The sequence below is a fragment of the Zhouia amylolytica genome, from assembly GCF_900116365.1.
In the GTDB taxonomy this organism is placed as follows: Bacteria; Bacteroidota; Bacteroidia; order Flavobacteriales; family Flavobacteriaceae; genus Zhouia; species Zhouia amylolytica.
In genome coordinates, this window is record NZ_FPAG01000004.1 from 288,644 (window position 1) to 302,192 (window position 13,549).

12 protein-coding genes are annotated in these 13,549 nt (G+C 34.8%); 9 read left to right on the forward strand and 3 right to left on the reverse strand.

Features of this window, described 5'->3' with window-relative positions:
• The first annotated feature begins 32 nt into the window (after positions 1-32).
• The 8 genes from BM361_RS08220 to BM361_RS08255 all read left to right on the forward strand — a co-directional run bounded on the left by BM361_RS08220 (position 33) and on the right by BM361_RS08255 (position 5,983).
• Positions 33-653, forward strand: coding sequence for a 4'-phosphopantetheinyl transferase family protein (locus BM361_RS08220; protein WP_038267324.1), 621 nt, complete (start codon positions 33-35; stop codon positions 651-653).
• A 17-nt stretch (positions 654-670) separates the two neighbouring features.
• The gene (locus BM361_RS08225; protein ID WP_038267321.1) at positions 671-931 is read left to right on the forward strand and encodes a thiamine-binding protein; all 261 of its coding nucleotides are present in this window, start codon (positions 671-673) and stop codon (positions 929-931) included.
• Positions 915-1,553 (forward strand): nicotinamide riboside transporter PnuC, encoded by a 639-nt coding sequence (gene pnuC, locus BM361_RS08230; protein ID WP_038267319.1) that lies wholly within the window; start codon positions 915-917, stop codon positions 1,551-1,553. The genes BM361_RS08225 and pnuC overlap by 17 nt, the downstream gene beginning before the upstream one ends.
• A complete protein-coding gene (locus BM361_RS08235) occupies positions 1,508-2,068 on the forward strand; it encodes an AAA family ATPase (protein WP_074978144.1) in 561 nt (186 codons plus the stop codon). The genes pnuC and BM361_RS08235 overlap by 46 nt, the downstream gene beginning before the upstream one ends.
• A 1-nt stretch (position 2,069) precedes the next feature.
• Positions 2,070-3,629 (forward strand): DUF4301 family protein, encoded by a 1,560-nt coding sequence (locus BM361_RS08240; protein WP_074978146.1) that lies wholly within the window; start codon positions 2,070-2,072, stop codon positions 3,627-3,629.
• A 192-nt stretch (positions 3,630-3,821) separates the two neighbouring features.
• A complete protein-coding gene (locus BM361_RS08245; protein WP_074978147.1) occupies positions 3,822-4,118 on the forward strand; it encodes a hypothetical protein in 297 nt (98 codons plus the stop codon).
• A gap of 56 nt (positions 4,119-4,174) precedes the next feature.
• On the forward strand, positions 4,175-4,483 hold the full coding sequence (locus BM361_RS08250) for a hypothetical protein (protein ID WP_235444285.1): 309 nt from the start codon (positions 4,175-4,177) through the stop codon (positions 4,481-4,483).
• Positions 4,484-4,648: 165 nt separating this feature from the next.
• Positions 4,649-5,983, forward strand: coding sequence for a sigma-54-dependent transcriptional regulator (locus tag BM361_RS08255; protein WP_139226654.1), 1,335 nt, complete (start codon positions 4,649-4,651; stop codon positions 5,981-5,983).
• On the opposite strand, the gene BM361_RS08260 is transcribed toward BM361_RS08255, so the two are convergent.
• From BM361_RS08260 to BM361_RS08265, 3 genes are all read right to left on the reverse strand, one after another.
• Positions 5,961-8,441, reverse strand: coding sequence for a hybrid sensor histidine kinase/response regulator (locus BM361_RS08260; protein WP_074978150.1), 2,481 nt, complete (start codon positions 8,439-8,441; stop codon positions 5,961-5,963). The genes BM361_RS08255 and BM361_RS08260 overlap by 23 nt on opposite strands.
• Positions 8,442-8,563: 122 nt before the next feature.
• Entirely contained in the window at positions 8,564-8,719 is a 156-nt protein-coding gene (locus BM361_RS16965) for a hypothetical protein (RefSeq protein WP_175496556.1), read from the reverse strand.
• A 390-nt stretch (positions 8,720-9,109) separates the two neighbouring features.
• The gene (locus BM361_RS08265; protein ID WP_074978152.1) at positions 9,110-11,011 is read right to left on the reverse strand and encodes an ATP-binding response regulator; all 1,902 of its coding nucleotides are present in this window, start codon (positions 11,009-11,011) and stop codon (positions 9,110-9,112) included.
• A gap of 312 nt (positions 11,012-11,323) precedes the next feature.
• Here BM361_RS08265 and BM361_RS08270 point away from each other — a divergent pair, with 312 nt between their 5' ends.
• A complete protein-coding gene (locus BM361_RS08270; RefSeq protein WP_074978153.1) occupies positions 11,324-13,507 on the forward strand; it encodes a TonB-dependent receptor in 2,184 nt (727 codons plus the stop codon).
• Positions 13,508-13,549 lie beyond the last annotated feature (42 nt).

Sequence of the window (13,549 nt, forward strand, 5' to 3'; positions counted from 1 at the left end):
CCTGCAAAGGTACATAATAACTTTTAGATTTAATGCCTCTTTACAAAACTATAACAACCCCGGAGAACTCTAAAGTGCTGATTTGGAAGATAGAAGAGTCTTACAGTGAACTGCAAGAGGGAATTGAGCTTACATCGAATTGTAAAGCCAGAGTTGCTTCGATGAAATCTGAGATTCATCAACGAGGATTTTTAAGTGTAAGGCAATTGTTAAAAGCGGCTGGTTATAAGGCGTCAGACTTGTATTATAATAGTAGTGGAAAACCTCATTTAAAGGATGGTAAAGAAATATCAATTACCCATTCATTTATATTTTCCGCAATCATAATCAGTGATAAGATTATTGGTATTGATATTGAAAAACAGCGAGATAAAATTGGCATTATTGCGCACAAGTTCGTTGATTATGAGTTTGGTTTTCTAAACAGGGAAGACATTAAAAGGCTTACGGTAGTTTGGTGTGTGAAAGAAAGCTTATATAAAGCATTCGCTACGGATGGTATGAGTTTTAAACAGCACACTAAGGTCATTCCGTTTAACTTAAATGAAGCGCAGACGGTGGGATGGATATTTTATCATGGACAGATAGAGCGCTACAAAATAAAATTTTTAGAATTTGAGGGGTTTACCTGCGCCTATGCAATTAAATCTTAGAAATAAATACTTAAGCTATGCAGATATCGGTTGAACTAACTTTAACTCCATTACAGGATGACTTTGAACCAGCAATTATTGAATTTATAAAAAAGTTAAGAGCTTCGGGTCTTAAGGTTTTGGAAAATCCTTTAAGCACCCAAATTTATGGTGATTATGATCAAGTGATGGGGGTGCTTACCAATGAAATCAAGGAAGTTTTTGAGCTCATTGAAAAGGGCTTGTTGTATATGAAAATTGTAAAATCAGACCGTAGTGATTATGAACCATTTTTTTGATTGGTTTTTTGCTCAATATGATGGGGTTCCCCTGCATATAGTATTTCTGGAGATCATTGCGGTAGTGTTTGGCTTTTTGAGTGTATGGTATTCTAAAAGAGAAAATATATTAGTTTACCCAACAGGAATAATCAGTACGGCAATATTCGTTTATATTTTGTGGGTATATAGTCTTTTGGGAGATATGATGATAAATGCTTATTACTTTTGTATGAGTATTTATGGATGGTATTTTTGGACGAGGAAGGTTGATGCGACCCATTTTGTACCTGTAACCAAAACTACTTCAAGGGAGAAGAGATGGAGTTTATTGCTATTTGTAGGGACTATTGTTTTTGTTTTCCTGGTTTATTGGTATTTTGATAAATGGAATAGTTGGACAGCCTACGTGGATACGGTAACCACCGCCATATTTTTTGTTGGGATGTGGTTAATGGCAAAAAAGAAATTAGAAAACTGGGTGTACTGGATTATTGGAGATGTGATATCCGTTCCATTGTATTTGTATAAGGGATTGGTCTTTACTTCTTTTCAATATCTTCTATTCACCATAATAGCCATATATGGTTATAAAGCATGGAAGAAAAACTTAAACAAAAGTCCGGAAACCTTATTAAGGTAGTATTGTTAGGCCCCGAATCTACGGGTAAAACAACTTTGGCCAGAAGCCTTGCGACGTATTATAATACCGAGTGTGTTCCTGAATACATGCGTGAATATCTTCAAAGAAAGTGGGATTTGGAAATGAGGGTATGTGAACCTGAAGATATGCCACCAATTGCCGTCGGGCAAATGGAGCAGGAAAATAGTTTAGCAGAAAAGGCAAATGAACTTTTAATATGCGATACGAACTTACTTGAACTTAAGGTGTATTCTGAGGCATACTACAACGAGTATTGTGACGAACAGATAGAAAAGTATGCTATTCAAAATTTTTACGATTTATATTTGCTAACTTACGTGGACGTGCCCTGGGTTCAGGACGATCTGAGGGATAAACCTCTGGAGCGAGACCCTATGTTTTTGAGATTTAAGAACGCACTTGATAAATTTAATAAACCCTATCGCATAATAAAAGGCAGTAGGGATCAAAGGTTTAAAAGCGCCATTCAACACATTGATAAACTCATAAAGTAATATGAAATTATTTAGTACATCAGACGAAAAACAAATAGCTGATCATGGAATTTCTTTAGAAAAAATAGAAAATCAATTGGAGACCTTTAAAGAGGGGATTCCTTTTGTCAATATGATCTCAAGTGCAGTAATTGGAAACGGAATCAGAAGATGTACAAATCAGGAAAAGGAAGATTATATTTCAACATTTGAGGCGAGAAAAGAGGGGTTCAAATTGCTTAAGTTTGTGCCAGCTTCAGGAGCAGCAACACGCATGTTTAAGGAGTTATTCAAGTTTCTAAAGGAATTTCATCCGCACGAGGAATCGATAAATGCTTATGTAAACAGAACAAATGCTTCTATGGTGAGTACGTTCTTTATCGGGATGGAAAAGTTTCCTTTTTACGATGAAGTTATGCATAGCTTAAAGACGAAACATGCTGATTACAATTTGCTGTCGGATGATATTCAAAAATATTATTTCGTTAAGGAAATGCTTTTGGAGAACGGCTTAAACTATGGAGGGTATCCAAAAGGACTTTTGCCATTTCATAAGTATACAGCCGAAACCATGACGGCTTTTGAAGAACATTTATATGAAGCAGCTTTATATGCAACATCGAATGGTGAGGCCTACCTGCATTTTACCATTTCTGAAGATCATGCCAATAAGTTTGATAAGGAGTTCGATCGAATCGAAAAAAAGGTGGAGAAAGAAACGGGAGTTTCTTTTATAATATCCTTTTCGTATCAAAAGAAATCCACTGATACTATTGCTGTTGATATGCAGGACAAGCCATTCAGGGAATCTGATAATACACTGTTGTTCAGGCCAGCCGGGCATGGAGCATTAATTGAAAATTTGAACGAACAGGAGGGTGATGTCCTTTTTGTTAAAAACATTGACAATGTTGTTGTAGCTCGCTTACGCAGTGAAATTGCCGCGTATAAAAAAATGCTGGCAGGGATGCTCTTTGATATACAGGAGACGGCATTTTCATACAGAAGAGCTTTAGATAAAGAAAGTGTCGATGAAGTGTTGATTAATGAGATCAAGGATTTTATTGCGAAAGAACTAAATGTAGTTGTAAAACCAGATTTCTATAAATTCAAAGAGGTTTATCAGGTGGCATATTTAAAAGAAAAACTGGATAGGCCTATTAGAATTTGTGGAATGGTAAAAAATGAAGGCGAACCTGGAGGAGGGCCTTTTTGGATTAAAGATGAGGATGGAAATGTTTCTTTACAAATTATTGAATCTGCCCAAATGGATGTGTCGAACAGTAAGCAAAGAGGTATTTTAAAAACGGCGACACACTTTAATCCTGTTGATTTAGTTTGTGGAGTGAAGAACTATGTTGGGGAAAAATATGATCTTTCTAAATTTACGAACCCCAGACAAGGCTTTATTACAGAAAAGACTAAAAATGGAAAGGCTTTAAAGGCAATGGAACTGCCCGGTTTATGGAATGGAGGAATGGCAAATTGGAATACTGTGTTTGTTGAGGTCCCTTTAATCACCTTCAATCCGGTTAAAACGGTAAACGATCTTTTAAAGCCCCCACATCAGGTAAGTAAATAAGTGTGTAAAACTTATACAGTGTTACAGTTTAATTACACATAATTATACAATTTAATTCATTAGCATAAAACCCATAAAAACCTGTAAATCAGGTTTTTATGGGTTTTTTCTTGGGGTTTGATTATTTGGAACAACTTTTTCATTATAGTTATCAAATTCAAAAAATTCAATAATTATAAAAATTAAAAAATCATGAAAAAAATCGTTCTAACAATCGCAATAATCTTAGGTGGTCTAACTGCACAAGCATTTACTCCGGCAGCTAATCAAAGCAAAATTATTAAGATTGCGCAGGAAGAGTATAAAGAAATCGAAGTTTCTAAATTACCGACTGCGGTAACTGATGCTGTTCAAAAAGATTTTGCAGGTGCCAAGATTTCAAAAGCTTATGTAAATGAAAAAGGGGAGTATAAATTAGAGATTAGCAAGGATGGTGCTGAAAAAACTTTGTACGCTGACAAAGATGGAAACTGGATTAAAAAACAGTAATGATCTCTAAATTCCCCCAATCTTACATTTATTAAATAATTTAAACAGAAAGATCAATGATGAAAAAGTTAGCAGTCGTTACAGCAATTACCGTTGGAAGCTTTTCAACTTTTGCGGCCACTCCAGTAATATTTCACGATGGAGTAATGGAGGATGTTATAAGAGCACAGGAAGAGTTTACTGAAATTGAGGTTTCAAAACTACCTGCTGCAATCACTAAGGCATTGGGTAAAGATTACCCTGGCGCTAGCATTGATAAAGCATACGTAAATGAAAACGAAGAGTACAAGTTAGACGTGAGTCATAATGATGACGACCTCATTTTGTATGCCAATAAAACCGGTAATTGGATTGAAAAGGATTAATTTTAGGTTTATCTATCCATTTTTAGGACAGGGGGTGCTTTTTAAGCATCCCCTGTTCTTTTTTAAATTTATTAACATCTTTTTTGACCCGCCTGGACGTAAGTATATTGAAATCGGATGTAGGACAGCGCAAAAAAGGCCATTAATTTATGGCTGAAAAATCTTATGATATCAATACTATTAGTTGAAGATGACGTTAGCTTTTCAGTGATGCTTGAACGTTTTTTGAAAAAGAAAAATTATCAGGTTCAAATTGCTCATTCACTGGAGAAGGCTTATGGTATGTTGAAAAGAGCAAAATTTGATTTGATATTTACGGATCTGAGGTTGCCAGATGGAAATGGGTTAGAGCTACTGGAAAAGGTCAGAGAGGACATTCCTTCTTTACCAATTATCATGATGACAGGATATGCTGAGGTACCTTCTGCAGTTAAAGCAATGAAACTAGGTGCCTTTGATTATATATCAAAACCCTTTAACCAGGAAGAGGTGCTTAATGTTATTAATAATGCCGTTAATAGTGGAGGACAGTCTTTTGCACACCCTAAGGTGAAAAACAAACCGGATGAGGAAATCGTAGAAAAGTCTTCATTTGTTGAAGGTGTTAGTGCTGCCTCAAAAAAGTTGAATGAATTTGTAAGCCTGGTAGCACCTACAGATATGTCGGTGTTAATTACCGGAGAAAGCGGTACCGGTAAAGAGGTAGTAGCCAAATCGATTCATAATTATAGTCATCGAAAGAATGAGCCGTTTATAGCAGTTGATTGTGGTGCAATTCCAAAAGAAATCGCTGCCAGTGAATTTTTCGGACATGTAAAGGGTTCTTTTACAGGAGCGGTAACTGATAAATCTGGTCATTTTGAAGCGGCTAATGGAGGAACACTTTTTTTAGATGAGGTGGGCAATCTCTCGTATGAAAATCAAGTACAGCTTCTAAGGGCCTTACAAGAACGAAAAATAAAGCCGATAGGAAGTAATAAAGAAATAGAAGTTGATATTCGCTTAATAACTGCAACCAATGAAGATCTACAGGAAGCCGTTGACCGCGGTGATTTTAGGGAGGATTTATATCATCGATTGAATGAATTTTCAATTAGTGTACCCAGGTTATCCGATCGTACCGAAGATTTACCAATATTTGCCGACTTCTTTCTTGAGCGTTCGAATGAACAACTGAATAAAAAGATTATTGGTTTTACCGATGAAACCATAGAAATGTTTCAAGATTACCGATGGCCGGGTAATTTAAGGGAGTTTTCGAATGTAATAAAGAGAGCCGTTTTGTTAGCACAAAATGACTTTATTACTCCTGAAGTATTACCGTCGGTATTTACTCAAATAGAACCAAAGGAAGTTAGATTTTCTACCAAGGAACACGAAAAAGAATTGATTATTAGAGCCTTAAAGGAAGCCGCGAACAATAAAACTCAGGCCGCAAAATTATTAAAAATCACTCGAAAGACTTTATACAATAAGCTCAAGGAGTATGATATCCATTAATGAATTTGTTTAATTCTTTGGTTACCTTATGAATATGATTTTTTAAGGATTTCAATGTTTCCTGTATCGTATTCGAATTAAAACTATCCATGTTTTCTATTAATTCTAACTCATGAACGACCCCGTTTGCATCGAGTTGTTTAAACATTGTAAGCATTTTGTGGCTTGTAGCTTTAAGTCCTTCAATATTGCGGTTCAGATAATCTGTATTTAATTCCTCTAAATTCTTTTTGGTGTCTTTTAAAAAAATCTTCAAGACTTCTTTTAGCGCCAGGTCGTCATTTACAAATGACCTTAAGCTTTTAAGGTTTACTATTTTCGTATTGTAGTTAGGTTCGTCCTTGTGTATATAAGTGTAATTATCCTTCAAGTCTCTGCTGAATAGAGTGGTTATTTGTTGTAGGAGTTTTTCGGGTGTAAATGGTTTAAAAATCACTTCTGAAAAGCCATTTGAAGTGTAGAAGGATTGGTCTATATCTTTACGACCTGTAATGGCAATAATAGGTTGACCCTTGTATGCTTTTACGTCATTTTTTAAAATCTCAACAAATCTGAATCCATTCATTTTTGGGAGTTGAATATCGGTAATAATCAAGTCGAACTCTTGATGATTAATAATATTAATGGCCTCGTCACCATCTTTACAGGTATAGACTTCGCATTGATTTGACACAAGGGTTTCGGTGATAAGCTTACGTAATGTTTCATCATCATCAATCACTACAGCCTTCAGTTTAATATTTGGAAATGGAGTAGTTTGGTCGAATTCTTTTTTAGGTTCGGTAACCTGCTGTTTTTTAGTAAATTTAACAGGGACACTTAATTTAAAACAGCTTCCTTTACCCGTTTCGCTGGTAAACACTAAATCTCCATTCAATAAATGAGCTAACTTTTTTGAAATAGTTAAGCCTAGGCCATACCCATCCTTCTTTTTATTAATATCATCATCAACCTGGGTAAATTCACTAAAGATTAAATGTTGCTTTTCTTTTTTAATACCTACCCCGGTATCTTGTACTTCTATGGTGAGTCTTGAATCTCCATCAGCAAGATCTTTTGAGGTGTATGCTTTTATGGTTATTGAGCCTTCGTCAGTAAATTTATAAGCATTTCCAATGAGGTTGTTAAGGATTTGCTTAATACGATAGGGGTCGCTAATGATATTTCTTTTGAGTGATTGGTCAATATCCAAAATGAGGGATATATCTTTTTTTGGGTATTGTTGTTGAATATTTTGGGAGCTTTCTACAATAGTTGATTTCAAATTAAAGGAAACCAGGTCTAAGGTTATTTTTCCGGTTTCCAGTTTCGAGTAATCAAGTAAATCTTCTACCAAATGATTCATATAGGTAGATGCATTTTTGATTTTATTAATATAGTGCAATCCTTTTTCTTTATTTCCCAGGGACTTTTGTAATAATTCCCCATATCCAACAATCGTACTTAAAGGGGATCTGAGATCGTGACTAACCATATTGACTAATTGTTCCCTGGTGTTTGCAAGCAATTGTGCCTTTCTGGTAGTCTTTTCAAGTTGTTTTCTATAGCGTTGACTTTTCCAGAAGTCATTAAGTATTAAAACGGAGAATATTATAATGAGGGCAATGCCTATGACTGCTGCAAAAGTTATGATTTTTTTACTTCGATTGAGTGCCACTTTTCTTTGTTGACTAATTTCACTGGCATATAGAAGGACCTCATTTTCTATGGTGGATAATATTTTTCTAATTTGTTGAGAGATCAATAAGTCGTTGGCTATTAGTTCATTCTCTTTTTGGATTATAGATGCTTGTTGTTTTGATGAACTAGTTTGCAGTTCTTGAAGTGCTTGGGTCGAGGCTCTGAATATGGAGTCAAGTGTTTTTTCATTGATCTCATTATTCGAATCTCGAGGCGTATTTTCATTTAGGTAAGTAATGTAATTAATGAGCGCACTTCTGGTTCTGGAATCCAGACTTTCCGGGTCACTTACAAAGTCTTTTAAGGTTAATCTTCCAAGTGAAGACTCCATTGTTCTCAGCTTATCGATGGTTCTTAAAATAATTGTTTCGGTGGTATCCTGAAGTTTTAATGTTTTTAAGCTTTGGATATTGCTTTCTTTTTTTTCAATGAGCAGGGAAATACTATCGAGCAGGTGGTATTGTTCTTCGGTACTCAATAATCTTTTCAAGGTGTCGATTTCAATCAATAAACTATCGTTCATGGATTTGTATTCGTCAAAAGGAACCCAGGACTTTGATTGAATAGCTGCTCTGGCCAAGCCTTCATTTTCATACATTAAGCTTAGTACCTTTCCAACATGCAAAATTTTATTTTGATCAGAAATATTGTCTTTTTGTAATTGGGTATAAGATTCAATTTCAGCAAAAACGAAATGACCAACTACAATAGAGAGTATTCCGAGTACTATGTAGCTAATGAGTACCTTAAGCGTAATTTTACCTTTAGAAAAATCCATTTTCAAAATTAATCAACTGCTAAGTAAATATGAATAAATATGTTTCTAAAAAGGTTCGGGGAGCTATATAAATTAACTTGGAAATAAGTTAAAAAGTATGTTGGAATAGAAAATTGGCTGTTTTAAGCAATTTTAAGTTTAAGATCCTCCACGATCTCCTCGATGTGTTTATTTAAGATGAAGACAATGTTTTTCAAAATAGTTTCTTCATATGTTTTTGTGGTTTCGAGTTGTGAGAGTATAGGAATTACCTGATAAGCCTCTATTTGTTTAAACATACCCAGCATTTTGTGACTGATCTCGTTAATGCCTTCAATATTCTTCTCTTTGACATACTTCGCTAAAAGTTCGGCATTTTTATGCGAATCTTCAATGAAGAGGGATAATATATTCTTTAAAGAATCATCATTGGAGATATAGCGTTCTAATGTTTGGATGCTATAGGTTTCACTGGTGGAGTTTAAAGATACAGGTTTAATAGCGGCCGTTCTTTTAACCTTATGAACCGGAAATAATCCTTTTACGGTTTTTAGTAATGCTTCCGGGGTAAAGGGTTTAAAAATAACTTCTGAAAATCCTTTTGAAAGATAATGTTCCTTGTCGAAATCTTTTCTTCCTGTTAATGCAATTACCGGTTCTCCATTATAGCCATCAATTCTGTTTAAGGTTTACATAATATCAAAACCGCTCATATGAGGTATTTGGATGTCAGTTGTAATAAAGTCAAACGATGAATTGTTTATGGCCTTTAAGGCTTCGTCTCCACTCTTAAAACTCTTAACTTTTATTCCTGCAGTATTAAAAATTTCTTCAATCAGGATTCTTAGAGGATTGTCGTCTTCAATAACAATGGCTTTAAGGTTACTTTTTTGAGTTTTGGAGATTGGTTTATTTGCCTCGTTATTTATAAAAATGGATTCAGGCACCTTCTTTTCCGATAGGCTTACAGGAATTTTAACGGTAAAGATGCTTCCAAAATTTTCCTGACTTTCAAAAGAAAGTTCCCCTTGTAGAATTTCTACTAATTTTTTGGTGATTGTAAGTCCGAGACCAAACCCATTTTGAGTTACTTCATCTTGTTCTTCAATTTGCGTAAACTCATTGAATATTAAATCATGCTTTTCTTTTTTAATACCAACTCCTGAGTCTTTAACTGTTATTATTATTTCATTTAAATCGTTTATATAGGCATTGATTTTCACAAAACCTTCTTCGGTATATTTAAAAGCATTGCTGATAAGATTATTTAGTATTTGACGAATCCGATGTGAATCGCTGATGATATTTTGGTTTAAGGCATTATCTATGTTAATACCAAGTTGAATGGGTTTGTGAGAATGCTGTTGCTTAACGCTTTGACTAACTTCATTTATTAAAAGCGAAAGGTTAAAATCATTGTTTTTGGGTTTTATTTTCCCCGCTTCAAGTTTAGAGTAGTCTAACAGGTCTTCAACGAGCCTTATCATATAGCTTGAGGCATTTTTTATTTTATCAATATAAGAATCGCGTTTGGTTTTGGTTGTGCTGGTCTGTAAGAGATCACTGTACCCTAAAATGTTGCTTAGAGGGGATCTTAAATCGTGACTTACCATCTTAATGAGGTGTTCTCTACTTTTAAGCAATGTATTAGTATAACTGCTTGATAATTCAAGTTCTTTTTTAAACTTCTGGATTTTCAGAAAATCATTTAGGATGATTATTATAAACAGTATAATCATAATAACGCCTATTATGGAAGCAGACACAAGCCTGTTCTGACTTTTTTTAATAGCGGTTTTTCTGGAAGAGCTTACATTGGTATATTCCTGAATGGTGTCTCTCTCTATTTTTGATAAGATTTCTTGAATTTGTCGGGAGATCAATAGATCTTTTGCCAGTAATTTATTTTTTTCGATTGATGCCGAAGATAGCTGATCACCTGAATTTAGTTTGAGCTTTTTTAAAATGTTGGTTGAAGCATTTAAAATAGCATTAATCGATTGCTTGTTGAGGTTTTCGCTTTGTGATGTTAGTTGATTTAAAGTAGCGATGTATTCTTCCAGGGCTTTGCGTGTTTCGGGGTGTAAAGCATTTGGGTTCGAAACAAAATCCTTTAAGGAGTAATCTTCCAGAGAGGATTTCATTTGGCTCAATTGTAGAATGGCATCATCAACAGATTCGTATGTTTCATTGTTGGTTTTTAATGTCTTAATAGCTGAGATGTTTTCTTCTTTCTGTGCGATTAAATGTTTTACACTATCCAAAAGTTTAATTTGTTGTTCGGAGGAGTATACAACTTTTAAGGAATCGATTTCAGTAAACAGTTCGTCGTTATTAAGGAGGTATTGTTTATAGGAGCTTTGAGCGTTCGACTGAATGGTATATTTCGAAACACTTTCGTTTTTATACATTAAGCTTATAATGTTTCCTATTTTAAAAATTTTATTTTGATCTGCAGTATTGTTTTCTGTGAGCTTCAGATACTTTTGAAATTCTGCATAAAAAATCACCCCAACAGTGAATGAAAGAAGGCACAGTAAAATATAACTTATGAATGCTTTTTGAGGAATTTTACTTATTAGTAGATTCATCGTGCCATACGTGATAGGTTAACTTCAATAAATCTGAAAAACAGGGCGGTCTTTCAACTTAAGTTTTTAACTTTGCAACATCTCGTAAGGGGTGCTTATATCTTCTATACATTTAAAAGAAGACAAGCTGAGATCATACCCATTGAACCTAGAACAGGTAATGCTGTTTAGGAACAAGATGCTACAATAAGGCTCATTAGTGATGTATTAGTTTCTTAAAAGTAGCATAGAAATTTATTTTTTGCAAGAAAAATGTAATCAAATCGTTTTTAAACCTCAGAATAATCCCCTTTTATTCGTAAAATACTATGAATGAAACAGTTATTTAGTTGTGTTGTATTGCTTTTTTTATGTGCCTTATCAACATTTGCTCAAACCAATAAAGTAAAGGATTCGACTTTACAAGAAGATGAAACCATTTCATTGGATGAAGTTTTGGTTTCAGCTATTCGAGTAACATCAAAGACTCCGGTTACTTTTTCCAATATGAGTAAAAAAGACATAAAGAAACGAAACCTTGGACAGGATATTCCTGTTTTAATGAATTACCTGCCTTCTGTGGTTACTACTACAGACGCTGGTGCAGGTGTAGGCTATACAGGTATTCGCGTACGTGGAAGTGATGCTACCAGAGTTAATGTTACTATTAACGGGATTCCTTATAATGATGCCGAATCTCAGGGAACTTTTTGGGTTAATATGCCTGATTTTGCTTCATCTGTTGAAAATCTTCAGTTGCAAAGGGGAGTTGGAACTTCAACCAATGGTGCTGGAGCTTTCGGAGCTAGTTTAAATCTTTTGACAGATGCTATTTCTGAGGAGAGTTATGGAGAAATTTCAAGCTCTGTTGGGAGTTTTAATACACAAAAACATAATATTAAGTTTAGTACAGGGAAGTTGAATGATCATGTTGAGATCTCAGGTCGATTGTCTTTAATTGAGTCTGATGGCTACATTGACAGAGCTTCATCTGATCTTAAATCTTATTTTCTGCAGGGAGCTTATGTTGACGAGAGCACCCTCATTAAAGCTTTGGTTTTTGGAGGGCATGAGATCACTTATCAGGCGTGGAATGGAATTGATAGTGAAATGTTGGAATCGAACCGACGTTTCAATACTGCCGGGATGTATACAGATGAAGATGGGAATGTTCAGTTCTACGATAATGAGGTGGATGATTATAAGCAGGATCATGCGCAATTGCATTGGAACGAAAAGTGGAATAGTAATTGGAATACTAATTTCGCATTACATTATACATATGGTAGAGGATATTTTGAGCAGTATAGGGAAGATGAATCTTTTGAGGATTATAATCTGGAGCCAATCACCACGTCTGATGGAGAAATAAGTTCTACAGACCTGATAAGACGAAGATGGTTAGATAATGATTTCTATGGAACTACATTCTCTGCAAATTATCAGGATGATAATTTCGATCTTATCTTAGGAGGGGCATGGAATAAATATGAAGGTGATCATTTTGGAGAGGTTATATGGGCAAGATATGCTTCCAATAGTGAAATCCGCGATCGCTATTATGACGATAATTCTTTAAAAACGGATTTTAATATTTATGGGAAAGTCAGTTTTATGTTGACTAATAAGTTGAGTCTGTTTGGTGACTTGCAATATAGGAGGGTTACGTATAAAGCGAATGGCGAGGATACCGGGTTGGTAGATGATGAATTTGACTTTTTCAACCCTAAAGCGGGGATCACTTATAATGTGAATAATCAAAATAGTATATATTTTTCATACGCTAGAGCTAACAGAGAGCCCAATAGAAATGACTATGAGAATGGAAGTCCGAAACCGGAAAAACTGAATGATTTTGAACTGGGATGGAGGTATGGATCCAAAGCTGTTAAGTGGAATCTGAACGCTTATTATATGCGTTACAAAGATCAATTGGTGTTAACCGGGGAGTTAAATGATGTGGGTGCTCCACTAAGAGAAAATATTGGTGATAGTTACCGATTAGGGGTTGAGGCTGATGCAACCATTGTTTTTAACAGTAAGTTTATCGTACGCCCAAATGTATCCTTGAGCACAAATAAAAATATAGATTTTTATTTTGAGAGAGATGGAAGTTTAAGAGATTTAGGTAATACTACCATAGCCTACTCTCCAAGCTTTGTAGGATCTAATATTTTTACATATATTCCGGTTAATAACCTCCAGTTTTCATTGTTGTCTAAATATGTATCTGAGCAATATATGGGGAATATTGATTCAGATGGCTCAAAGCTTTCAAGTTATTTTGTGAATGATTTTAATGTTCAATATGAAATTCAGACAAACACCTTCATTGATTCAATAATTCTTACAGGTTTGGTGAATAATATTTTTGATAAAAAATACGTTTCAAACGGATATTTCTATACATATGATGATAACTGGACAGACCCTAATCAGGTAACTACCATTGAAGGGGCAGGTTATTATCCTCAAGCCGGTATAAACTTTCTGATAGGAGCTACGTTTATGTTTTAGGGTTAGAAATATGAACGTAGTAGAAAGTTTCAAAAGACCCTG